The following is a 23,130-nucleotide window of genomic DNA, read 5'->3' on the forward strand; positions in this document are numbered from 1 at the left end:
CAAAGTGTCACTTGACGATTTGTCAGTAAAGAGAGATAGTGGGGTCACCGAGGAGGGTTGTGTCCTCGCGTTTCAAGGAGCCTGCATGTCCCCCATCTCTACTCTGGCCAAAGATTTCAACACCCTGACCCCTGCCGAGCGCAGCCTGTGGCGGCATCCCATGATGTGGCTGTCCGCCGGCGCCATCGCGGTGGTGCCACTGCTGTACGCCGGCATCTACCTGGGCAGCGCGATTGACCCTTACGGCAATCTGAGCAACTTGCCCGTTGCGCTGGTGAATCTGGATCAGGGAACGCGGAGCCGGGGTGAGGACGTCAGGCTGGGCGCCGACGTCGTGGAGGACCTGCGCGGCGATCCCAAATTCAACTACCTGAGTTACCCCAGCGAGGCGGCGGCCAAGGAGGCCGTGCGGCGCGGCGAAGCGTATTTCTCGCTGACCCTGCCTGCCGATTTCAGCGCGAAAGCGGTGGCGGGGGACAGTTCAAGCCACGGTCTGCTGAAGTTCTACGTTTCTGAGGGCGGCAGCTACTTTGCCAGCCGTGTGGCCTCCACCTTTGCCACCACCATGAGCGAGGAACTCAACCGCACCCTGGGCGAGAACCGCTGGGAGGTCGTGGGCGACTCACTGAAACAGGTTCAGAAGGGATTTGCCGATATCCGAGCGGCCACCGGGAAGCTGCGCGACGGCGCGATCACGTTGCAGGACGGCACAGAGGCCCTGAAGGGTGGCGCGGCTGATCTGGCAGATGGGACGAGGACGGCAGCCGACGGCAGCGCGCAGCTGACGGACGGCGCGAAAGCGCTCTTCGCTGGTGTTGGCAGACTGACGACGGGCAGTGCCAGGCTTTCCACCGGACTGCGTCAGCTGGAGGCGGCGGCCCCCGGTCAGGCCCAGCTTGCGCCCCTACAAAGCGGCGTTGCGCAACTTCAGGGTGGGGCGGCCAAATTGTCTGGCGGCCTGAATCAGCTCTCGGACGGAGCTTCGGCCCTCTCGGATGGTGCAAAGAAAGCCAGGACCGGTGCGGCGCAGCTTGCAGGCGGCTCCCGTGAATTGGCCTCCAAACTCCCTCAGCTTCAAAGTGGACTGGACCAGCTCTCGGACGGTGCGGGTCAGCTCCTGGCCGGGGCCAGGGCGACCAACACCGGGGCCGGGAAGGTGGCCGCCGGAAACAGGCAGCTTGCCGCTGGATTGAAAGACCTGTCGGGCGGTTTGCAACAGGCCACCGCAGGGGCCAACACCCTGAACGAGGGAGCCGCCGAACTCGCCACCGGAACCAAGACCCTGAATGAATCCGTGAAGGACCAGGCACTCCTGCCGGGCGAACTCAAGGCCGGCGTGGCACAGGTCAACAGCGGGGCCACGGGGGTTCACGCGGGCAGCAACAGCCTGAGCAACGCACTGCCCAGACTGGCTGATGGGGCAGCAAAAGCGGCGACCAGTGCCAGGCAACTCTCCGGCGGGGCAAGCGATCTGGCGGCAGGCACCGCAAAGGTGCAGACCGCCGCGACCAGCCTTGCCGCAGGGTTGAAGGACGCCTCCGCTGCCTCGTCCACCGCCGTCATGGGCGCCCAGCAGCTCAGTGCCGGGGCCGCGCAATTGACGGCAGGCACCGGGCAACTGCAGAGTGGGGCGGCGACACTGGCCCAGAAATCCGGCGAGGCGGCGCGGGGAGCGGCGGATCTGAGCGCGGGAGTCACTGCCCTGCAGGGCGGCGTGAACACGCTGGTCGAGGGTAACCTCAAAATCAAAGACGCGCTGGGCCAGATCACCAGCGGGTTGCCCGCACAAGGCGATCTGGATAGCCTCGAGACCGGAGCCTCCACCCTGGCGCAGAAGTCCGGGGAACTGAGCAGCGGCCTGAAAACCCTGAGCAGTGGCGCGGCCAGACTTCAGACTGGCGCAAACGATCTGGACAGCGGGGCCACCAAGCTGCGCGACGGGCTCGATACCCTCTACAGCAAGATCCCTGCCGATACCCAGGGGCTCGGCGGCGATCCGGCCGGCCTCAGCGCCAGCGTACTCCCGGTGACCGAGAAGTTCGCGCCGGTCAAGAACAACGGGGCCGGGTTTGCGCCGTATTTCATGGCCTTGAGCCTGTGGGTGGGGGTCACGCTGACCACCTTTATCTTCCCGTACAGCCAGTTGCCCCGCAGCGGGCGCGGCACCTCGCAGTTCGCACGGATGTTGCGCAAGGCCGCCGTTCCCGCGGCGCTGGTTTGCCTTCAGGCGCTGCTGGTGGTCTGGGGCGTGCATGCCCTTGGGGTGGATTTCCTGCACCCGGCGCAGGTGGTCGTCACTGCTCTGGCCTCCAGCCTGACCTTTCTGACGCTGGTGCTGGCGCTGATCTTCCTGTTCGGCGCGGCGGGCCGCCTGATCGCGCTGGTCCTGCTGGTCCTTCAGCTGGCCGCGTCGGGCGGCAGCTACCCGGTGGAACTCGCGCCGTCCTTCTTCGGGGCCATCCACAACTTCGTGCCGGTCACACAGAGCGTCAACGCTTTCCGCCATGCCATGAGCGGTGCATTCCAGGGCAGCTACGTCACCTTCATGCTGATCCTGCTGAGCATCGCCGTGCTGAGTGTCGGGGCGGGCCTGCTGGGCAGGCGGCGCTGGGAACTGGTGGCCGACCAGGACTTCAAACCCCTGATCTCCTCGCCGCTGGTCTCCGAGGAAGTGCATCACGAGAAGGAGGAATTGGCGCGGGGGTAGGGGAAAGGGCTTGGCCCGCTTCGCCTGACCTGTCGCGGTTCAATTGCCCAGCCATAAAAAAGGGCGCGTCCAGTCTTCCTGGCACGCGCCCTTTGCCTTTTCCTCCCGTTTATTCCACCTTGAAGGGTAGGTAGGTGGGCTGCCAGAACTTGCGGCGCACCAGTTCCAGCAATCCGTCGTCATTCAGGCCACGAATGCTGAATTCGGTGGCGACGCCGTCCTTCAGGGCCTGCTTGATCACGGCCACGGCGACCTCCAGGCTGGCGGCTCCCAGCTCGGAGACGGGCGGGAAGGTGCGGCCCGGGTGGTGACGCTGGGTGTAGGCGGCCAGCGCGTAGGCGGATTCGGTCACCATCTCGTCGGTGATCTCGCGGACGCGCGCCAGGATTGCGCCGAAGCCCAGGCCGGGGAAGATAAAGGCATTGTTGCCCTGCCCGATGGGGTAGGTTTCGCCGTTCAACGTCACCGGATCAAACGGGCTACCGGTGGCCACCAAGGCTGCGCCATCGCTCCAGCGCAGCACGTCTTCAGGCAGCGCCTCGCAGTTGGCGGTGGGATTGGACAGCGGGAACACCAGCGGGCGCGGGGTGTTGGCCATCGCCGCCTTCACGACCTCCTCGTCAAAGGTGCTCGGCACGCCGGACAGGCCCAGCAGCACGGTGGCCTTGGCCTCACGGATCACGTCCAGCAGCGAGGTTCCGGCCCAATCCTGGGTGAGGGCCTGGGGCGTTGCCAGGGACTTCTTGTAGTCTTCCATGGGGCGGTCATCGGTCAGCAGGCCCCGGGAGTCCAGCACGAAGACGCGCTCTGCGATCTGCTCGGGGCTCAGGCCCTCGCGGCGCATGCCCTCGCGGATGGCGGCGGCGACGCCGGCCCCGCCCGCACCGGCGCCGCTGATCACGACGCGCTGCTCGGCCAGGGTCTCGCCCTTGAGACGGCAGGCATTCAGCACGCCCGCCAGCACCACTGCGCCCGTCCCCTGAATGTCGTCGTTGAAGCTGGGGACCACCTTGCGGTAACGGTCCAGCACCATGAACGCCGTGTCCTTGGAGAAATCCTCCCACTGGATGATCGCCTTGGGGAAACGCTCCAGCGTGGCCTCCACGAAACGGTCCACGAAGCGCAGGTACTCCTCTCCTTTGAGGCGCTCATGCTTGACGCCCAGGTAGGAGGGATCTTCACGCAGATCGGCGCGGCCCGTGCCCACGTCCAGTTCGACGGGCAGCGTCTTGTCGGGACCGACGCCGCCCGCAACGGTATACAGCGACAGTTTGCCGATCGAGATCGCCATGCCGCCGAAGCCCTGATCCCCGATGCCCAGGATCGCACTGCTGTCGGTGGCCACGATGATCCGCACGTCGTTGAGCGGCACGTTCGCCAGGGCCTGCCCGGCCCGCTCGATGTTGCTGGTGCTGAGGGTCAGGCCGCGCGCGTAGCGGTAGATCTGGCTGAATTTCTGTACCGCCAGCCCCACCGTGGGGGTGTAGACGATGGGCAGCATTTCCTCGACGTGCGCGGCCAGCAGTGCGTAGAACAGCACCTCGTTGCGGTCTTGCAGGTTGCGGAGGAAGACGTGGCGCTCCAGCGGCTCCTTGACCTTGAGGTAGTCGGCATACAGGCGCTCGGCCAGCACGTCCAGCGTGTCCACCTGCGGGGCCAGCAGGCCGTCCAGATTGAGCTTCTGGCGCTCGTCCTCCGTGAAGGCGGTGCCCTTGTTCAGCAGCGGAATACGGGTCAGGTTGAAGCCGGTCACCAGCGGGTGCAGGTAGCGGTGGCCGTCCGAGTCGCGCCGCACGTCGTAGTGATCGGTCAGGGGCTGGGTGTTCCGGGTCATGGGGTTCTCCTCTGAAGCGGGGAAGGCGAAGGGAGATGGGGAGATGGATTCAGAGGCCGCAGCCGAGCATCGCCAGCGGGTGGCGGTTCATGTCCTTGTACAGCAGGTACTTGCTCCAGTCGCGGCCCAGCGCGCCGTACCACTGCGGACAGTGCGCGCCCATCCAGATCACGTCGCCGGTCGTCACCGGGTAATACGTCTGCTGGAGCTTGTACAGCCCCTCGCCTTCCAACATTAAAAGGCCGTGTTCCATGTAATGCACTTCCGTGTACGGCAGGGTGGCCCCCGGCGCGAAGCTCATGGTGCTGACCATGAAGTCGAAGGGCACCTCGTCGGGCAGCAGCTTGCGGGCGATCAGGTGGTCATCGCCCTCGAACGCGTAGCCGGGGTTCTCGCGCTCGTTGCCCCAGTACACGCCGGGAGGCACAACACCCTCCACCGCCTCGTAGGGCTTCTCGAACACGGCCACGCGGGCGTCCGATCTGGCGGTCAGGGTATGGGCCACGCCCGCCGGGAGGTAGACGTAATCGTAGTCTGTCAGCGTGCGCTTTTCGCCGTCCCCGGTACCTTCAATCTGGGCCTCTACCTCACCGCTCAGGACAAAGGCGAAGCGTTGATAGCCGTGCGCGGACTCCCTCGCCGTTGCTCCGGCAGGCATCTGGGCCGTGAACTGCACGAAGCGGGCGCGGGTGCCGATCACGGGCGCGATGTGCAGCACGACCGCGCTGCCCGGCCACTCGGCCAGTGCGGTGCGGACGAAGGTTTCGGGGGTGATGACCGCGTGGGCATTTTCCAGCGCGCTGCGCGTGGCTCCGAGATGTTTCATGTAACTCCTTCTGGGTCGGGGCTGGGGATCAAAGTGGGGGAGAACAGCGCTACTTCCCGGGCCGCAGCAACCGCCCACGCGCGGTGTCCTCAAACCTGCCGTTGTGGTAGACCGTCTGTCCCCGCGACAGCGTCTGGGTCACTCGCCCCCGGTAGTTCTGGCCCCCGAAGGGATTCTGCTTCCAGCGGTCATGCAGATCGGTCAGGGTGAAAGTCTCGTCCAGGCGCACCAGCGCGAGATCGGCGTCGGCTCCTGCAGTCAGTCGGCCCTTGTTCGGCAGGTTGAAACGTCGGGCGGGGTTCAGGGCGCTCAGGGCGGCGACGGCTTCCAGCGGCAGGTTGCGCTGGCCGTAACCGTCGGTAAGCAGCACGTTCAGCGTGCTCTGGACCCCGCTGATCCCGCCCCACAGGGCGAAGAAATCGTCGCTGATCTTCATGTTCGGCGGCGCAGGAGAATGATCCGAACCCACGATGTCGATGTGTCCGCTCAGCAATTCGGCCCACAGGTCGTCCTGCACGGCCCCCGAACGCAGCGGCGGCGCGCATTTCAGGGCCGCGCCCACGCGCTCCACGTCCTCGTCGGTGAAGTGCAGGTAGTGGGGGCAGGTCTCGATGGTCACGTCCACGCCGCGCTGTTTCGCTTCAAAGGCCAGGGCCACGGCCCGCCCGCTGCTCATGTGGACGAGATGCAGCGCCGCCCCGGTTTCCTCGGCGAACAGCAGGGCGCGGGTCACGGCCTCCAGCTCGGCCAGCACGGGGCGGCTGTTCAGGTAGTCGCGCACCCCCCTGTGGCCGCCGGCGCGCACCTGTTCGGTCAGGCCGCGCGTCAGCTCGTTGCTCTCGGCATGGGTGCCGACGGGCAGGCCGTGACGTCTGGCTGTTCGCATGCCCTCCAGCAGCGTCAGGTCATCGGCCGCCGGAAACTCATCCAGACCGCTGTGACTCATGAACGCCTTGAAGGCAACCACGCCGGCCTCGGCCAGTTCGTCCAGGCGATCCAGGTTGGCCGGCGTCAATCCGCCCCACAGCCCGAAATCCACCAGCGACTTCTGCTCGCCGATCTGGCGTTTGGCGTCGAATTCAGCGCGCCCCAGCACCGGGGGTGAGGAGTTGAGAGGCATGTCCAGAAATGACGTGCCCCCGCCTGCCGCCAGCGCCCGTGAACCGGTCTCGAAGCCTTCCCAGTGGGTACGGCCCGGCTCGTTGAAGTGGACGTGTGCGTCCACCACGCCGGGGAAGACGTGCAGGCCGGAGGCGTCGAGGGCCTGGCCACCTGTCGTGATCTCCTGGGAGACTTCCACGATCTGGCCGCCGCTGATGCCCAGGTCAGCGCGGCGTAGCTCTTGGGGCGTGACGAGGGTGCCGCCGCGCACGATCAGGTCAAAGCTCATGCGTTCTCTGCGGCCAGCAGATGCAGGAACCGCACACCCAGGCGCAGGGCATCGGCCACATCCTCTTCCAGGACCAGTTCGTCGGGGTGATGGCTCAGCGCATTGGGCGAGCGCACGAACAGCATGGCCGCCCTCATGTGCGCGGCCATGACCATGGCGTCGTGCCCCGCGCCGCTGACCAGTTCGGGGTGCGGCAGGCCCTCCGCTGTGGCGGCGCGGTGCAGCAGGGCCTTGAAGGCGTCGGACATCGGGGTGGCCTGCTCCTCCATCTTGTGGGTGATGGTCACGGTCACGCCGCGCTCCACCGCCGCTGCGTTTGCGGTGTTCAGCAGCTGCTCGAAGGCCTTCAATCGCACCTCGTCCCGTGCGTGGCGGATATCCAGCGTGCAATACGCCTCGCCGGGGATCACGTTGATCGCGCCGGGCCGGGCCTGCATCACGCCCACGGTGGCCACCAGGCCGGGGGTGGCGCGCGCCAGGTCCTCGGCGGCCACGGCGAAGCGGGCGGCGGCGGCCAGCGCGTCGCGGCGCAGGTTCATAGGGGTGGTCCCGGCGTGCGAGGCCTGGCCCATAAACTCCAGGATCACGCGGTTCTGACCGGCGATGCCCTCCACCACGCCCAGCGACACGCCCGCGTCCTGCAAGACCGGCCCCTGTTCGGCGTGAATCTCAAAGTAGCCCAGCGCCCGTCCCCTGAACTGCGCCTCGCCAATCTCGTCCACATTCAGGCCGTAGTCGCGGATGGCGTCGCGCACGCTCTGGCCTGCCGCGTCGCGCAGTTCCAGCATGGCGTCCACCGTTCCCACCAGCGCCCGGCTGCCGATAAAGGGAACGCCGTAACGGACCCCCTCCTCCTCCGAGAAACCCACCACTTCCACCGCGTAGGGCAGCGGCTGGCCGCCTTCTTCCTGAAGAGAACGGACGGCTTCCAGCATGGCGTAACCCATCACCACGCCCAGAATGCCGTCGTAGGCGCCCGCATTCGGCACCGTGTCCAGATGGGAGCCGAGATACAGCGTCGGGGCGTCCGGTGTCGGGCCGGCCAGGCGCGAGCGCAGGTTTCCGACGGCGTCTATAGAGGTGGTCATGCCCAGCGCGTCGGCCCACCTCGTCAGGTACGCGTGCACCTGCCGTGTGGTGGCGCACAGGAAGGGGCGGTTGATCTCACCCTCTACCTCGGTGTGGCAGGCCAGCGCGGCGCAGGCGTCCATGATCTTGTGGCTCAGGGCCTGAATCGTCTCATCGGACAGGGAAGCGGGGCGCGAATCGGCGGTCATAGGGTGGCCTCCTGGGGCTGGAGAGGGGATTTCTGCAAGAGTTGCGCGGCACGTGGAAAATACTCGGGACAGATGGGGGCGAGAACCAGAGAGTCGAGGAGCCGGGCCTGTGCGGTGTGGTCGCCAGCCAGAGCGCGACGCTCCGTGAGGTAGCGGTCAGCCGTCAATTTATCGCCGCCTTCCAGGTCCGCCCCGCAGTTCAGCCATTGCCACAACTGCGCGCGGGCGAGTTCGGCGGTGGCGGTGTCCTCGATGCGTCCGTCCCGAACCACCACGCCGCGTCCGTCGTACCACGCCTCGAACACGGCCAGTGCCAGGCCGATGGTGTCTTGCACGACGTTCAGGGGCAGTGGGCGCGGCGCGGGCAGAGCGAGCAGGCGCTCGTGGGTGCGCTCGGCGGATTCGGCCGGCAGCCGGTGCGGCGTGCTTCCGCCGAAAGCTTCACGCACGGCGTCCAGCAGCTCCGGCAGTCCGGCCCAGGCCGCCACGAAGCCCTGGGCGGCTTCCCGCGTCTTGTCGGCGCGTACGGCGTCCAGCGTGACCTGCGGGTTCTGTGCGTCCGGCGCGACGGCAGCGCTGCCCCCGATGGCCTGCGCGCCGCGGGCCTGGCAGACGCGCACCAGCGCCTCGGCGTAGGCGCGCATGGCGTCCAGCTCCATCGTCAGGTCATGGCGCGGCGGCATGGCGCCACGCTGCAGGCCCACGCGCTTGGTCAGGCTGAACACGTAGTCCCAGCGCCCGGCATTCAACCCGAAGGCCCGCCCGTGTAGCGCGAACAGCAGGGCGTCGGCGTGCAGGCAGGCGGCGTAGGTCTCGATCTGCACGCACACCTTCACGGCATTCCTCTCCAGCCCTAGGTGCTGCTCGGCCAGCGCCAGCGCGTCGTCCCACAGCTGCGCTTCCTGCACGGTTTCCAATTTGGGCACGTAGATGTGGATGGGCCTTTCGGGCCGCGCGGCCAGGATGACGCCCAGATCGCAGAGGGCGGCGATGGCGGGACCTCCGTCATGCAGCGTTTCGGGAGCGAGGTGTTCTTCCACCGCATACAGCGCGCGGGGTCGGGCCAGCAGAGGCTTGTCGCTCCTAGCGGCCGTCTCCAGCGCGTCATATGCCGCCTGCACGTTCTTTGACGTGGGTGCGAAGGTGTCGTCGAAATCCAGCACCAGCGCGTCGGCGTCCGAGTTCAGCGCGGTGTTCAGGGCCGCCAGATCGGAGGCCTCCACGATCAGTTCCACGCGCCTGTTCGCCAGATCGCCGGGCAGCGCGGCGGCCTGATACGGCGGGGGCGCGGCGGGCGCAGGCTGACCCGCCGCGTCCAGCGCTTCCCAGCGCGATCTGAGCTGGCGGTGCAGGGCGGCCACCAGTTCCTGCGCGGCGGGCCTGATTTTGAGCGGGGGTGCAGTCATGGGCGAACCTCCAGAAGCCACTGAGCCATTGCTTACTTAGACATCTATCTATCGAACCGCAAAAAGAGGCGTCCACCTGGGCGTGGAAGCCTCCGGTCTGCCGAACTACGTCGTCCAGCCCAGCCGAGCCGAGATGGCCTGTGAGGCCGCGTTCATCCGCGTGTAGAAGGCCGGAACCTGTGACTTGTCGAAGCGCGAGGTCGGTGCGGAGACGCTCAGTGAGGCCACCACCTGCCGGGTGTGGTCGCGCAGCGGGGTGGCCATGCAGCGCACGCCAATCTCGCGTTCCTCGTCGTCGAGCGCGTAACCCTGCGCCCGCACGTTCTGAAGTTCCTGGAGATACGGTTCCAGCGCCGTGATGGAATTGGGGGTAAAGGCCGCGTAGGGCTGTTCACCCAGCCGCTGTTCCACGTCAGCGTCGCTCTGCCAGGCCAGCAGCACCTTACCCACGCCGGAGCAGTTCAGCGGCGTGCCCGCGCCCAGTTGCGCGAACATCCTCACGAGCTGGCGGCCTTCTACCTGATGGATGTACACCGCCTCGCTGCCGCGCAACACCGCCAGATTGACCGTCTCGCCCAGATCGTTGACCAGGGCCTGCATCTCGGTCTGGGCCGCGCCCACCAGGGTGTTGCGTCCGGCGAAGGCCGCGCCCACCTGGTAAGCCCGCACGCCCACGCTGAACAGCCCGCTACGCTCCTCCCATTCCACGAAGCCACTCTGGCGCAGTGTTTCCAGCAGGCGGTAGGTCGTGCTGGCCGACAGTCCCGCGGCCTTGGCCACCTGCGTCAGCGAGGCCTGACCCAGCTCGGCCAGCGAGGTCAGCACTGTCAGCCCGCGTTCCAGCGTGCGGACGCTGCCCGCGTCACCCGTGCGGGCGCGGCCTGTCTTCTGACGGGTGCTGGAGGAAGAGGTCATGTCGGCCATAGCTTAAGCCAGCTGCTCGTAACCGGGCAGGGTCAGGAAGTCGACCAGTGGCGTGCGGGTGGCCATGTCCTTGAACAGTTCTGTGGCGTCCGCGTAATCGCTGCCCAGTTTTCCGGCCTCGTCCGCGTACAGTTCGTCGAACAGTTCGGGGCTCAGGGTCCGGCCGTCTTCCAGCTCCACGCCCTGTTTGCGCCATTGCCACAGCTGCGCACGGCTGATCTCGGCGGTGGCGGCGTCCTCCATCAGGTTATGAATGGGTACCGCACCGCTGCCGCGCAGCCATGCGGCGAGGTACTGGATACCCACGTTGATGTTCATGCGGACCCCTTCCTCGGTAACGGTGCCCTCGGGCGGGGACAGCAGATCGGCTGCCGTCACCTTGAGGTCCATCTGCTTGTCGCTGCCAATCTGGTTGGGTGTGGGCATGATCCGGTCAAAGACCTCGGTGGCCAGCCCCACCATGCCGGGGTGTGCCACCCAGGTGCCGTCGTGGCCGTTGGTGGCCTCGCGTTCCTTGTCGGCGCGCACCTGCGCGAAAGCTTTCTCGTTGGCCTCGGTGTCGTTCTTGACCGGAATGAATGCGCTCATGCCGCCAATCGAGGGTGCGCCGCGCCTGTGGCAGGTCTGGATGGCCAGTTTGCTGTAGTTGCTCATCATCGGCACGGCCATGCTGACCTTGGCACGGTCTGGCAGCACGCGTCCCGGCTGTTCGCGGAATTTCTTGATGTAGGAAAAGATGTAGTCCCAGCGTCCGCAGTTCAGCCCCGCCGAATGCTCGCGCAGTTCGTACAGGATCTCGTCCATCTCGAAGGTGGCCAGGATGGTCTCGATCAGCACCGTGCCCTTGATGCTGCCGCGCGCGAGGCCCAGCGTTTCCTCGGTGTAGTTGAAGACGTCGTTCCACAACCGGGCTTCCAGATGCGATTCTAGCTTGGGCAAGTAGAAGTATGGGCCGCTGCCACGCCTGAGCAGTTCCGCCGCATTGTGGAAGGCGTACAGACCGAAGTCGAAAAACGCGCCGAACAGCGTTTCGCCGTCCACGGTGACGTGCTTCTCGGGCAGGTGCCAGCCGCGTGGGCGAACCAGTAGCACCGCCGTCTGCTCGTTGAGCTTGTACGACTTGCCGTTCTGCTCCAGCGTGATTTCCCGCCGCACCGCCTCGCGCAGGTTGAGCTGGCCGTCCACCATGTTGTCCCAGGTGGGGCTGCTGGCGTCCTCGAAGTCGGCCATGAACACCCGCGCCCCGCTGTTGAGGGCGTTGATGATCATCTTGCGGTCCACTGGCCCGGTGATCTCCACCCGGCGGTCCTGCAGGTCTTCCGGCAGCGGCGCGATCTTCCAGTCGCCCGCGCGGATCTCACGGGTCTCTGGCAGGAAGTCGGGGACTTCCCCGGCATCCAGACGGGCCTGACGGTCCTGGCGCAGCTGCATCAGCTCGCGGCGGCGCGGCTCGAAGCGGCGGTGCAATTCGCTTACGAAGCTCAGCGCTTCGGGGGTCAGGATCTCGCGCTGCTGTTCGCTGATGGGGGCGTGGAATTGCAAACCTTCGGAGGGCGCGGCGTGGCTCATGGGGGCTCCTTGAAGAAAAAGGGCGAAAGAGAAGGCAGGGGGCCCGAAGCGTCTGAAGAGGCACGGTGGCACTGCAGCTCTGAGATTCACTTAACTTCCGTGCAGTGAATTTGATTTTCATTGTACGCAAACTGAACGGGAATGTGAACACCCTGTTTGCGGCGCGGAGACAGTGCCTGTCTAACTCGGTGCTAGAGGGCATAGTCAGGCCCTACCGAGTGACTGGTGGAGTGTGAAGTGAATAACAGCATTCCGTGAGGGCACAAGCCCCGCCCACCTTCTTCGCGGACATATACCAATCTCCGATTCCTTTGTCGCAAATTAAGGCCGTTGTCTTGCATCAATCACTGCCTGTGATCTTAAATTTTGTAAAGACCACACCAAGGTTAAAACAAGTGCGGCTGAGTGCTTCAGCCATCACTGCCCCGCCGTTCATTAATACACTTCTGTATGGAGGCACCATGACCCGACTCAAAGGCAATCGCGGCGGCGGCGGCAACATCTGGTTGCTGATCCTCTTGATTCTCATTGTCATTTTCCTGCTGGCGTATTTCCTGTACTTGAAACCGCAGGGCATCCTTGATCTTGGATTTATCTGAAGCTTCCCGCGTCCTTTTCCTCTCCGCTATTCACTCCCGCTTGGAGCGTGACCCATGATTAAAGGCAAAGACATTCTGGGGCGGCACATTGTTGCCATCGATTCCGGTCAGCGCCTCGACAGTGTGCATGACCTGATCTTCGATCATCAGGCCAATGAGGTGTTGGGCCTGCTGGTCGACGAGGGCGGCTGGTTCCGTGCCGCCAAGGTCGTGCCCTTCGAGATGGTCCGCTCGATTGGCGAGGACGCCATCATGATCGACTCGGCGGACCATGTGACCACCACGCGCGATGATGGCCGGCTGGCCGACGTGCTGGACAGCAAGGTCAGCCTGATCGGCATGACCCTGCTGACCACCGACGGGCAGGATCTGGGCAAGATCGCCGATGTGTACTTCGACGAGAAGACTGGCAAGGTCGAGGGCTACGAGGCCACTGGCGGACTGTTCTCTGACCTGAGTAACGGACGGACGTTTGTGCCTGCGCCCGACGATGTGCAGATCGGTGCCGACACCGCCATTGTGCCGCTGTCGGTGGCCACCGCCATGCAGGAGCAGGAACCGGGCGGTCTGAAGGGGGCCTTCAGCAGCGCGGGCGATTCGATTAAGGGCGCGTACGAGAACATTGCCGACGCCACCAAGGAGCGCCAGAAGGAATACGCCATCGGCAAGACGGCGGGCGGCGACATTACCCTGGACGATGGCACCGTGATCGTCGCCAGGGGCGACACGATCACCAGCGAGCAGGCCGAACTGGCCGAGCAGCATGGCAAGCTGGGGGCGCTGGCCACCACCGCGACAGGCGGGGCGATCTCGGACGCCTACGGCAACATCTCCGACGCATCCAGGGAGCGTCAGAAGGAATATGTGATCGGCAAGGCGGCGGGCAATGACCTGCACGCCGACGACGGTTCCACCATCGTGACCAAGGGCCAGATCATCACCGCCGAACAGGCCGAGCGTGCCGAGCGCGATGGCAAGCTGACGGCACTGGCGACCAACGCCACCGGCGGCGTGATCGTCGCCACGTACGGGGACGCCCGTGGCCGCGTGCAGGGCGGCCTCGACGACATGCGCGACGCCACCGCCGAGCGTCAGAAGGCCTACGTGGTGGGCAAGACTGCCAGCAGCGACGTGACCACCGACGCAGGCGAAACGATTGTCTACAAAGACGGCGTGATCACCGCGTATCAGGCCGAACGCGCCGAGCAGACTGGGAAGCTGGGTGCCCTGACCGCTGCCGCGATCTCGGGCAGTGTGCAGACTGCGCGTGCAGGCAGCGGGGTGGACCCCAGCAGCCCGCAGGCCGCCATCGGGCGCCGCGCCAGAATGGAGGTCCGCAGTCCCGGCGGCAGCCTGGTCGCGGCGCAGGGCCAGATCGTCACGGCGGCCATCGTGGAACGCGCCCAGCATCTGGGCGTTGAGGATCAGCTGCTGGCGGCCACGGTGGGCCGTCCCTCCCAGGCCAGCGGTACGGACACCCGCGCCGCCCTGGCTGGTGGGCTGGAGAACGTGTCCAGCGGAGCCAGCAACCTGCTGGACCGCGCCAAGGGCTGGCTCGGTGAGCGCCGCGAGGACGCCGAGACTGCCCTGGATGAGCGCCAGAAGGCCGCCCAAGAGCAGCGCATCAAGGACGCCCTGGGTCGTCCGGTCAACCGTGTAATTCTGGCCCCCGACGACAGCATCATCCTTAACCTGGGCGAGATCGTCACCCACAAGGCCGTGCAACTGGCCACCCAGGGTGACGTGCTCGACATCCTGCTCGACAGCGTGAGCAAGGAAACGCCGCACATCGATCCATTGGCCAGCCGCCCCGACGAGCATGGACGGGCAGCTCTAGACAGTCAGCCAGACGTGGGTGAGCACAACACGCCGCTCACTGGTCTGTCTACCGATCCTAAAACGCAGGGCTGATTGATGGCGAACTGAGTCGTCCACTACCCTTCCCAGCGCCGCCCCGTCCCTGCGACGGGGCGGCGTCTATTCGGTGGGCCACGGCCTGACTTTGCGAGTTCCGGCGCCCTGCCGCCCAGCTGGTGGGCCTATGCTGGCCGACATGGTTGAGACGCTGATTGGCAACACGCCGCTGGTGCAACTGGAGCGGGTCACCGAACCTGGCATGGCCGACGTGTTCATCAAACTGGAGGGCCAGAATCCTGGCGGCAGCATCAAGGACCGCACGGCGCTTGGCCTGATCGAGGACGCCGAACGCAGCGGACGGCTGAAGCCCGGCGGCACCATCGTGGAGCCCACCAGCGGCAACACGGGGGTGGGTCTGGCACAGGTGGCGGCTGCCAAGGGGTACAAACTGATCCTGTGCATGCCCGCCCAAATGAGCGAGGAGCGCAAGCGCACGCTCAGGGCCTACGGTGCGGAACTGGTCCTGACCGATCCTGAGCGCCGCATGCTGGCCGCCATCGAGGAGGCGGGGCGCATCTCGGAGGAAACCGGGGCTGTGGTCATGGGCCAGTTCACCAACCCTGCCAATCCCGCCGTCCATGAGCGGACCACCGGGCCGGAACTGTGGAAACAGATGGACGGACGCATTGACGCTTTCGTGTACGGCACTGGCACGGGGGGCACGATCAGCGGGGTGGGGAGGTTCCTCAAGGCCCATAATCCTGCCCTGCAAGTGATTGCGGTGGAACCCGCGCGCAGCAATGTCCTCAGTGGTGGTGAGCGCGGCGAGCACGGGTTTCAAGGCATGGGACCAGGCTTCATCCCCGACAACCTGGACCGCAGCATTATCGACGACGTGATCACCGTCTGGGAGGAGGATGCCTACCCCCTGGCCCGCCGTCTGGCGCAGGAGGAGGGCGTCTTTGTAGGCATGAGCAGCGGAGCCAATGCCTGGGCCTCCCTGCTGGTGGCCCGCCAGCTGGGCGCCGGCAAGCGCGTCGTGACCATCGCTTGCGACACCGGGGCACGTTACCTGACCACCGCGCTGTTCAGCGACGAAACCGGAACACCGCCGGGCTACCGGCCGTACTCGCGTGAGCGTGTCTGAATCGGGAGTGGTTGCCTTACCAGCTCATAGCCGTATGGGCCCACTGAAGGGAGGCGAACTGTAAAGGTTCGCCTCCCTTCCCCTGAAAATGAGCGGAGTGGAATAAAAGCTGAGCCCCTGATAGATCACCAAACAGTTCAGCTCTAATGCGCTTATCCGCCTGGCAGTCCCTTCGCCATTTCCAAGTGTCCGGCCACCACCGGTTCAATTTTTGCGGCGTAGGCCAGCACTGCGGCATCTTTGCCAATCGTACGGTAGGTCTTGATCAACATGAGGGTCATGTCGTGTCCAGCCACCTGCACCTTCTTGTATTCGGCATCGAAAGCTGCGCCGGTAAGCGTGGACAGCTTGTTGCCTTGCAGACGCTGATCGGCCCCCGGCTTGTCGGCCAGTTTGACGCCTTTCTGGGCGGCCAGGGCGTTCAGCTCGTTCTGTGCCTTGGTGTGGTCGTCGATCATCATCTGGGCAAAGGCGCGCACATTGGGGTCGCTGCTCTTCTGGAGGGCCAGGCGCGAGGTGGCGATCTCGGTCAGGTTGCTCATGGTGGCTGTTTCCATGAACAGCACATCGGTATCGTTGCTGAGCTGGGCGGTGGAGACCGCAGGCGTCATGACCCCCATATCATTGCCGCCCGCCGAGGCAGTGGGCAGCAGCAGCACGAGACTGGCGAGTAGGGCTGGGGCATGGGTCAGTTTCAACATGTCATTCTCCTGTGAAGCAGTGAAGTGGCGCCGTATCGTCGCCTCTGCTGCATAGCCTGACGTGTGCACCCTCTGGTTGTCCCCCCACCAGCTAAAGAAACCGGGCGCCGCCTTGAACTGACCTTCGCCCGGCTTTAAGCGAAATTGCAGGCGGTCTTCACAGGGTGTCTTGGGCTACAGGCCCGCCCCTCTCTAGTTGAGGGAGCAAGGGTAGACCGGAGTGCGTTGCCCTTGCCCAGCTAACATGTCGGCATGATTTCCGTCCGTGGAGTGGTGATTGGTGCGCCCCGCTAGAGTCGCGCTGCTGGCCGGTGTCGTGGCGCTGGCCGTGACGCTGTCGGCGTGCTCGGAGGTGCGTTACCTGGTGCAGGCTGCGGGCGGGCAACTGGACCTGCTGAGGCGGGCACGGCCTATCGAAGACGTGCTGGCCGATCCCACCACCGACGCGGAAGTGCGCCGCAAGCTGGAACTGGTGGAGCGGGTGCGCGCCTTCGCCATCCGCGAACTGGGCCTGCCCGATCACGGCTCCTTCCTGAAATATGTGGACGTGGGACGGCCCGCCGTAGTTTGGAACGTGTTTTCCGCGCCGCCCGACAGCGTCAGGTTGCGAACCTCCTGCTTTCCCGTCGCAGGCTGCGTCAGCTACCGGGGGTACTTTCATGAGGCCGATGCCCGCGCCTACGCCGAGACGCGCCGTGCGGCGGGGGACGACGTGAGCGTGGGCGGTGTCAGTGCCTACAGCACGCTGGGCTACCTGAAAGACCCGGTGCTGTCCACCATGCTGTCGTCCAGCGACGCGGGGCTGATCCGCACCGTGATCCATGAGCTGGCGCATCCGGCTCTGTACGTGAAGGACGACACCGTCTTCAACGAGTCCTTTGCCACCGCCATCGAGGAGGCGGGGATGGCGCGGTGGTTGAAGAAATACGGCACCCCCGAACTGGCGGACGCAGATCGGCTGGCCCAGGAACGTGCGTCGGCCTTCGAGAAACTGTTGCTCCAGACCCGGGGTGAATTGGAAACCTTGTACGCCCAGGAGTTGCCCGCAGCCGAGGTCCAGACCCGCAAGGCCGCCATTCTTCAGACCCTCAATGACCGCTACGCTGTCCTCAAGGCCAGCTGGGGCGGCTACGCCGGTTACGATGGCTGGTTTACGCGCGGGGCCGACAATGCCTCGCTGGGTGCGGTGGCCGCCTATGCGACGCTGGTGCCAGACTTCCTGGCTTTGCTGGAGCGCAGTGGCGACGACATTCCCACCTTGATCAGGGACGCTGCCGAATGCGCAGAACGGCCAGGCGCAGAACGGCAGAGTTGCTTGAGGAGTGGCTAAGGAAACGCGGCTGAAACGTCTTCCTGGCCTCCCACGAGAAGGGGAGCCGCTTCAATCCTTAAGCCTTTTCCTCCCGATCTGAAGAAAACCTAGCGGCTCCCGTGTGTCTCGCTCCCCTTCTGAGACAATGACCCCATATGTGGACTCTGGTTCTCAACAGCGGCAGCAGCAGCCTCAAGTTTGCCGTGATTGACCCGGCTTCCGGGGAAACGCGGCTGTCGGGACTGGCCGAGCGGCTGGGTGCGGAGGCCGCGTCCATACGGCTGGATTCGGACGGAACGCGGCAGACCCACTCCCTGAATGGCGGCAGCTACGCCGAGGCCATGACCCTGCTGCTCGCCGAGCTGGACGTGCTGGGCTTGCGTCAGGACGTGCGGGCGGTGGGCCACCGCGTCGTTCATGGAGGCAGCCGCTTCAGCGCCCCCGCGCCCATCACGCCCGAAGTGCTGGAGGCCATCCGCGAGTGCGTGCCGCTGGCGCCGCTGCACAATCCGGCAAATATCGCGGGCATCGAGGCGGCCATGAATGCCTTTCCGGGGCTGCCGCAGGTGGCGGTATTCGACACCGCCTTTCACCAAACCCTGCCGGAAATCGCCTATCGCTACGCCGTACCGGAAGCCTGGTTCACGCAGCATGGCGTCCGGCGTTACGGCTTCCACGGCATCAGCCATGCCTTCGTGGCCGGTGAGGCGGCGCGTTTACTGGGCCGCCCGCTGAGCGAACTGAACCTGATCACCGCCCACCTGGGCAACGGCTGCAGCGTCAGCGCTGTGGCGGGCGGGCGCAGCGTGGACAGCAGCATGGGGATGACGCCGCTGGAGGGACTGGTGATGGGCACCCGCAGCGGCAACGTGGATCCGGGACTGCACGACTACCTGGCGCGCGTCTCGGGTCTGACCCTGACCCAGATCACGGCGGCCCTGAACCGTGAAAGTGGTCTTCTGGCCCTGTCAGGCCTGACCAACGACATGCGCGAGCTGGAGGAAGCAGCGGCGCGCGGCCATGTGGGGGCGAGGCTGGCCGTGGAGATCTTCGTCTACCGTCTGGCTCAGGGAATGGCCGCCATGGCGGTGGCCTTGGGCCGCGTGGACGGTCTGGTCTTCACCGGCGGCATCGGCGAAAACAGCCCTGGGGTGCGTGCTGGGGCGCTGGCCCGACTGCCTTTCCTGGGCCTCCGGCTGGATGAGGATGCCAACGCGGCAGCTGTGCGCGGTCAGGGCGGTCCGATCAGTGCCCCGGACAGTCTCTCCGCGCTGGTGGTGGGCACCAATGAGGAATGGATGATCGCCCGCGAGACGGCGGACATCCTGGCCCTCAGGCCCCGCTGAGCGCCCCCTCTTTCTCCTAGACCGCCCGAAGGAGCTTGCCCATGAAAACCCTCTTTATCGCCCCCACCCGTAACGCTGTAGGCCTGTCCAGCACTGCCCTTGGCCTGACCCGCGCGCTGGAAAGACAGGGGCTGAAGGTCGCCTTTCTCAAGCCCATCGCCCAGACCCACGAGAGCGCCACCGACGACAGCGTGCATTTCGCCCGCACGCTGACGCACCTCAAGACCCCCGATCCGATTGCGCTGGCAAAAGCCGAGGAGCAGCTCAGCCACGGCGCGGAAGAGGACCTGATGGAGAGCGTGATTGCCCTGGCCCGCGCCGCGACGGACGGCGGCGGCGCGGACGTGCTGATTGCCGAGGGCCTGGCCCTGACCGAGCGCAACGTGTACGCGGGCGCCTTGAATGCCGCGCTCGCCCGCAACCTGGAGGCGAGTACCGTGCTGGTGTCCAGCCTGGCCGGGGTGACGGCAGGCACGCTGGCCGACGAACTGGAGATTGCCGCCCAGAATTACCGCCGCAGCGATGGCACCGGTCTGTCCGGTTATGTGCTGAATTTTGCGCCGCCTACCCTGGATTTCGGCGGCCTGATGGCCGAGCTGCGGGCGCGCAGTCCGTTGCTAGCAGGTGGGGAACTGCCACTGCTGGGCGTGGTGGCGCAGTCCCCGGCGCTGGCCGCCCCGCGCACGCTGGACGTGGCCCGTTACCTGGAGGCCGAGGTACTGAACGAGGGGGAGGCCGTCTTGCGGCGCGTGACCAGCACAGTCGTCACCGCCCGTACCGTGCCGCGCATGGCCCACCTGTTCGTGCCCGGCGCCCTGGTAGTCACGCCTGGAGACCGCGAAGACGTCATCATGGCCGCTGCGCTGGCGCACCTGAGCGGCGTGCCACTGGCGGGGCTGATGTACACCTCGGGCAGTGCGCCGGAGGACAGCATCGAGAAGCTGTGCCGGGCGTCGCTGACCTCATCGCTGCCAGTGATGCGCGTGCAGACCAATTCCTTCAACACCGCCTCGCGCCTGTCGCGCATGGACGCCCGCGTGCCTCACGACGACACCGAGCGGATGGACCGCACACTGGACTTCATCGCCGATCGCCTGGACCTGGCGGCGCTGCGGACGCGCATCCGCACGCCGGACGTGGTGGGCGAGCGAAGGCTGCCGCCCAGCGCCTTCCGCTACGAGCTGATCCAGCGCGCCCGCGCCGCCGACAAACGGATCGTGCTGCCCGAGGGCGATGAGCCGCGGACCATCCGCGCGGCCATTCGCTGCGTCGAAAAGGGCATTGCCCGCCCGTTGCTGCTGGCCTCGCCCGACAGGGTGCGGCAGGTGGCCGACGGTCTGGCCCTGGTGCTGCCGCCCGAGCTGGAAATCATTGACCCCAACAGTATCCGCGCGCAGTACGTGGGCCCGATGGTGGAACTGCGCAGGAGCAAGGGCCTGACCGCCCCACAGGCCGAGGCACAACTGGAAGACGCCGTGGTGCTGGGCACCATGATGCTGGCCCAGGGCGAGGTGGATGGGCTGGTGTCGGGCGCTGTGCACACCACCGCCAACACCGTGCGTCCGGCGATGCAGCTGATCAAGACCGCCCCCGGTGCGTCGCTGATCTCCTCGGTGTTCTTCATGCTTATGCCTGAGCAGGTGCTGGTCTACGGCGACGCGGCCATCAATCCCAATCCCAATGCTGAGGAGCTGGCCGATATCGCCATTCAGAGTGCCGACAGCGCCCTGGCCTTTGGCATCACACCAAGGGTCGCCATGCTGTCCTACAGCACCGGCGAGAGCGGCAGCGGCGAAGACGTGGAGAAGGTGCGGGTGGCCACGGGGCTGGTGCGGCAACGCCGCCCGGACCTGATGGTGGACGGCCCGATGCAATACGACGCCGCCAGTGTGCTGAGCGTGGGCCGCCAGAAAGCCCCCAACAGCCAGGTGGCCGGCCGCGCCACGGTCTTTATCTTTCCCGATCTGAACACCGGGAACACCACCTACAAGGCCGTGCAGCGCGCAGCAGGTGTGGTGGCCGTGGGGCCGATGCTGCAAGGATTGAGGAAGCCGGTCAATGACCTGTCCCGCGGGGCGCTGGTGGACGACATCGTGTACACCATTGCGCTGACGGCCATCCAGGCCGCGCAGGGGGAAGCGGCGCAGACCGAGGAAGGGTCATCTGAGCGTTCCCCTTGAAGGGGTCAGACCTGCAACTGACTCTCGTGGATTGCGCCGTGCAGCAGCGCGCGGATGCTGGGGCCGTCCTCGTGCCCGGCCGCGTCTCTCAAGCCCGTGAGCAGTCGGGCGAGCTGATCGGCGGGCACCTGTTGCAGTTGGGCCGAGAAAATCTCGCTGTGGCGGGTGGGAATGACGTCCTCGCCGCTGGTCAGCAATTCCTCGTACAGCTTCTCACCGGGGCGCATGCCGCTGTATACGATCTCGATGTCTTGCGCTCCGGACAGGCGGATCACATCTTTCGCCAGATCGGCGATTTTGACCGGCTCGCCCATGTCCAGCAGATACACGTTGCCGTTGTCGGCCAGACCGCCCGCCTGCAGAACCAGTCGGCTGGCCTCGGGGATGGTCATGAAGTAGCGCGTCATGTCCGGATGGGTGATGGTAAGCGGGCCGCCCAGGCGAATCTGTTGCAGGAAGGTGGGCACCACGCTACCCCGGCTGCCCAGAACATTGCCGAAACGTACCGAGACGAAGGCCTGGCCCGGTGCGGCCCGCAAGGCGGCGTCGGCAATCACCATCTCGGCCACGCGCTTGCTGGCCCCCATCACCGAAGTCGGATTGACGGCCTTGTCGGTGGAGACGTTGACCAGCCGCGTGACGCCGTATTGCAGGCACAACTCGGCCACGTTGCGGGTGCCCAGGATATTGTTGTGGACGGCCTCGCTGGGAGCGGCCTCCATCAATGGCACGTGCTTGTGGGCGGCGGCATGAAAGACCACGCCAGGCCGGTATGTCTCGAAAATGAACTCCAGGCGTGTGACGTGGCGCACATCAGCAATCAGGGCATGGATCTGAATGCCGGGCCACTCGCGTTTCATCTCCTGCTCGATGGCGAAGATGCTGTTCTCGCCGCGGCCAACCAGCACCAGCCGGGCGGGGGCAAAACGCGCGAGCTGCCGCACCAGCTCCGAGCCGATCGAGCCGCCCGCGCCCGTGACCAGCACGGTCTGGCCGGTCAGGTAATCGGAGATGTTGCCCTGATCCACCTCCACCGGATCCCGCCGCAACAGGTCCTCGACGCTGACCTTGCGCAGCTGCTCGGTGGTGACCTGCCCGCCCATCAACTCGTACAGTCCGGGAATGGTGCGTGCCTGCAAGCCTGCTGCCCGCGCCGCGTTGACATACTCGCGGATCACCTGTCCTCCAGCCGCGGGCATGGCGATCACCAGCAGGGTGGCCCCGGTTTCCTGCGCGGCCTGGCCCAGGTACGACAGTGGCCCCAGCACCGGCAGGCCCACCAGCACCATGCCCGCCTTGTCCGGCGAGTCGTCAATGAACCCTACCGGTTCCATGCCTTTCTCCGGGGAGCGTCGCAATTCGGCGGCCATCAGTCGGCCTGCGTCCCCGGCACCGGCGATCAGCACGCGGTTGGGCGCCTGTGCGGAGGTGGACAGGCGCCGGCGGCGGCGGCCCAGTCGCCAGCGGACCAGTAGGCGCAGCCCCGAGAGCATGGCCAGGGCCAGCACGCCTTCAATCAGGGGAATGGACCATGGGACGAAAAGCCATAGCCGCAACACCGGCGTCAGCAGCAACAGGACCAGCGTGACAACACCCGTCGTGTATGCCAGTTGAGTCAGGTCCTCGAAGGTGACGTAGCGCCAGATGTGTCGCGAAATCCTGAAGTACCGCAGCGCCAGCACCTTGATCGGCAGTCCGATCAACATGTAGAGCAGCACCGAACTGATTGGCACTGACGTCTCCACAGTCCCCAGCGGATCGGCCAGCCGCAGCACGTACGCTAGAATGGCCGCAAGCATAAAGGTGAGGAGATCGATCAGGAACTTGCCTGTAGCGACATTCATCGTTGTATTCCGTTCATTTTCTCTTCCCCAGCTCCGGGTCAAGCATCCTGCACGTGGCCCTGGCAGTTAGCCTTGCGCCAGCCCGCCGGAATCAACGGCGCGGCCTCAAGATACCCGCTCTTGCAAACCCAAGCTATCAGAAACTCCATGTTCTCCTGCACCTGCTTGCGTGCAGTTGCCCTGTTCGCCTGTGCCTCTACCTATAAAGCGC

General features: G+C 65.8%; 16 protein-coding genes. 7 read left to right on the forward strand and 9 right to left on the reverse strand.

Features of this window, described 5'->3' with window-relative positions; all coding sequences use genetic code 11:
• The first annotated feature begins 85 nt into the window (after nt 1–85).
• Nucleotides 86–2,707 carry a YhgE/Pip domain-containing protein gene (locus HNQ08_RS19030; protein WP_184135737.1) on the forward strand — a complete coding sequence of 874 codons (2,622 nt, stop codon included), beginning with the start codon at nt 86–88 and terminating at the stop codon, nt 2,705–2,707.
• Between the two features lie 109 nt (nt 2,708–2,816).
• Here HNQ08_RS19030 and HNQ08_RS19035 read toward each other — a convergent pair whose 3' ends face one another.
• From HNQ08_RS19035 to aceB, 7 genes are all read right to left on the reverse strand, one after another.
• On the reverse strand, nt 2,817–4,541 hold the full coding sequence (locus HNQ08_RS19035) for an NAD-dependent malic enzyme (RefSeq protein ID WP_184135739.1): 1,725 nt from the start codon (nt 4,539–4,541) through the stop codon (nt 2,817–2,819).
• A gap of 49 nt (nt 4,542–4,590) precedes the next feature.
• The gene (gene allE, locus HNQ08_RS19040; RefSeq protein ID WP_184135741.1) at nt 4,591–5,367 is read right to left on the reverse strand and encodes a (S)-ureidoglycine aminohydrolase; all 777 of its coding nucleotides are present in this window, start codon (nt 5,365–5,367) and stop codon (nt 4,591–4,593) included.
• Between the two features lie 49 nt (nt 5,368–5,416).
• The gene (locus tag HNQ08_RS19045) at nt 5,417–6,757 is read right to left on the reverse strand and encodes an allantoinase (RefSeq protein WP_184135744.1); all 1,341 of its coding nucleotides are present in this window, start codon (nt 6,755–6,757) and stop codon (nt 5,417–5,419) included.
• Nucleotides 6,754–8,034, reverse strand: a complete 1,281-nt coding sequence (locus HNQ08_RS19050; protein WP_184135746.1) for an allantoate amidohydrolase — start codon at nt 8,032–8,034, stop codon at nt 6,754–6,756. The genes HNQ08_RS19045 and HNQ08_RS19050 overlap by 4 nt, the downstream gene beginning before the upstream one ends.
• On the reverse strand, nt 8,031–9,440 hold the full coding sequence (locus HNQ08_RS19055; RefSeq protein ID WP_184135748.1) for an aldolase/citrate lyase/malate synthase family protein: 1,410 nt from the start codon (nt 9,438–9,440) through the stop codon (nt 8,031–8,033). The genes HNQ08_RS19050 and HNQ08_RS19055 overlap by 4 nt, the downstream gene beginning before the upstream one ends.
• A 105-nt stretch (nt 9,441–9,545) precedes the next feature.
• Nucleotides 9,546–10,355 (reverse strand): IclR family transcriptional regulator, encoded by an 810-nt coding sequence (locus HNQ08_RS19060; RefSeq protein WP_184135750.1) that lies wholly within the window; start codon nt 10,353–10,355, stop codon nt 9,546–9,548.
• Nucleotides 10,356–10,367: 12 nt separating this feature from the next.
• Nucleotides 10,368–11,933 (reverse strand): malate synthase A, encoded by a 1,566-nt coding sequence (aceB, locus tag HNQ08_RS19065; protein WP_184135753.1) that lies wholly within the window; start codon nt 11,931–11,933, stop codon nt 10,368–10,370.
• Between the two features lie 461 nt (nt 11,934–12,394).
• Here aceB and HNQ08_RS19070 point away from each other — a divergent pair, with 461 nt between their 5' ends.
• From HNQ08_RS19070 to cysK, 3 genes are all read left to right on the forward strand, one after another.
• The gene (locus HNQ08_RS19070; protein ID WP_184135756.1) at nt 12,395–12,532 is read left to right on the forward strand and encodes a hypothetical protein; all 138 of its coding nucleotides are present in this window, start codon (nt 12,395–12,397) and stop codon (nt 12,530–12,532) included.
• A 54-nt stretch (nt 12,533–12,586) separates the two neighbouring features.
• Nucleotides 12,587–14,443, forward strand: a complete 1,857-nt coding sequence (locus HNQ08_RS19075; protein WP_184135758.1) for a PRC-barrel domain-containing protein — start codon at nt 12,587–12,589, stop codon at nt 14,441–14,443.
• A 142-nt stretch (nt 14,444–14,585) separates the two neighbouring features.
• On the forward strand, nt 14,586–15,536 hold the full coding sequence (gene cysK / locus HNQ08_RS19080) for a cysteine synthase A (RefSeq protein ID WP_184135761.1): 951 nt from the start codon (nt 14,586–14,588) through the stop codon (nt 15,534–15,536).
• 152 nt (nt 15,537–15,688) lie between these two features.
• Here the strand turns inward: cysK and HNQ08_RS19085 are convergent, their stop codons facing one another.
• Nucleotides 15,689–16,237, reverse strand: coding sequence for a DUF4142 domain-containing protein (locus tag HNQ08_RS19085; RefSeq protein WP_184135763.1), 549 nt, complete (start codon nt 16,235–16,237; stop codon nt 15,689–15,691).
• Nucleotides 16,238–16,517: 280 nt separating this feature from the next.
• Here HNQ08_RS19085 and HNQ08_RS19090 point away from each other — a divergent pair, with 280 nt between their 5' ends.
• The 3 genes from HNQ08_RS19090 (at nt 16,518) to pta (ending at nt 21,075) form a co-directional block, all read left to right on the forward strand.
• On the forward strand, nt 16,518–17,567 hold the full coding sequence (locus HNQ08_RS19090; protein WP_184135766.1) for an aminopeptidase: 1,050 nt from the start codon (nt 16,518–16,520) through the stop codon (nt 17,565–17,567).
• A 137-nt stretch (nt 17,568–17,704) separates the two neighbouring features.
• Entirely contained in the window at nt 17,705–18,895 is a 1,191-nt protein-coding gene (locus tag HNQ08_RS19095; protein ID WP_184135768.1) for an acetate kinase, read from the forward strand.
• A gap of 41 nt (nt 18,896–18,936) precedes the next feature.
• A complete protein-coding gene (gene pta, locus HNQ08_RS19100; protein ID WP_184135771.1) occupies nt 18,937–21,075 on the forward strand; it encodes a phosphate acetyltransferase in 2,139 nt (712 codons plus the stop codon).
• Nucleotides 21,076–21,080: 5 nt separating this feature from the next.
• Here the strand turns inward: pta and HNQ08_RS19105 are convergent, their stop codons facing one another.
• A complete protein-coding gene (locus tag HNQ08_RS19105; RefSeq protein ID WP_184135773.1) occupies nt 21,081–22,919 on the reverse strand; it encodes a polysaccharide biosynthesis protein in 1,839 nt (612 codons plus the stop codon).
• Nucleotides 22,920–23,130 lie beyond the last annotated feature (211 nt).

It is taken from the genome of Deinococcus humi, assembly GCF_014201875.1.
Lineage (GTDB): Bacteria > Deinococcota > Deinococci > Deinococcales > Deinococcaceae > Deinococcus > Deinococcus humi.

Bases quoted from the DNA above. Each gene is read 5' to 3' on its own strand.
- HNQ08_RS19055 (WP_184135748.1), bottom strand. From the start codon at position 9,440: ATGACTGCACCCCCGCTCAAAATCAGGCCCGCCGCGCAGGAACTGGTG.
- HNQ08_RS19095 (WP_184135768.1), top strand. From the start codon at position 17,705: ATGTGGACTCTGGTTCTCAACAGCGGCAGCAGCAGCCTCAAGTTTGCC.
- aceB (WP_184135753.1), bottom strand. From the start codon at position 11,933: ATGAGCCACGCCGCGCCCTCCGAAGGTTTGCAATTCCACGCCCCCATC.
- HNQ08_RS19035 (WP_184135739.1), bottom strand. From the start codon at position 4,541: ATGACCCGGAACACCCAGCCCCTGACCGATCACTACGACGTGCGGCGC.
- HNQ08_RS19030 (WP_184135737.1), top strand. From the start codon at position 86: ATGTCCCCCATCTCTACTCTGGCCAAAGATTTCAACACCCTGACCCCT.
- HNQ08_RS19045 (WP_184135744.1), bottom strand. From the start codon at position 6,757: ATGAGCTTTGACCTGATCGTGCGCGGCGGCACCCTCGTCACGCCCCAA.
- HNQ08_RS19075 (WP_184135758.1), top strand. From the start codon at position 12,587: ATGATTAAAGGCAAAGACATTCTGGGGCGGCACATTGTTGCCATCGAT.
- HNQ08_RS19085 (WP_184135763.1), bottom strand. From the start codon at position 16,237: ATGTTGAAACTGACCCATGCCCCAGCCCTACTCGCCAGTCTCGTGCTG.
- pta (WP_184135771.1), top strand. From the start codon at position 18,937: ATGAAAACCCTCTTTATCGCCCCCACCCGTAACGCTGTAGGCCTGTCC.
- HNQ08_RS19070 (WP_184135756.1), top strand. From the start codon at position 12,395: ATGACCCGACTCAAAGGCAATCGCGGCGGCGGCGGCAACATCTGGTTG.
- allE (WP_184135741.1), bottom strand. From the start codon at position 5,367: ATGAAACATCTCGGAGCCACGCGCAGCGCGCTGGAAAATGCCCACGCG.
- HNQ08_RS19060 (WP_184135750.1), bottom strand. From the start codon at position 10,355: ATGACCTCTTCCTCCAGCACCCGTCAGAAGACAGGCCGCGCCCGCACG.
- HNQ08_RS19105 (WP_184135773.1), bottom strand. From the start codon at position 22,919: ATGAATGTCGCTACAGGCAAGTTCCTGATCGATCTCCTCACCTTTATG.
- cysK (WP_184135761.1), top strand. From the start codon at position 14,586: ATGGTTGAGACGCTGATTGGCAACACGCCGCTGGTGCAACTGGAGCGG.
- HNQ08_RS19050 (WP_184135746.1), bottom strand. From the start codon at position 8,034: ATGACCGCCGATTCGCGCCCCGCTTCCCTGTCCGATGAGACGATTCAG.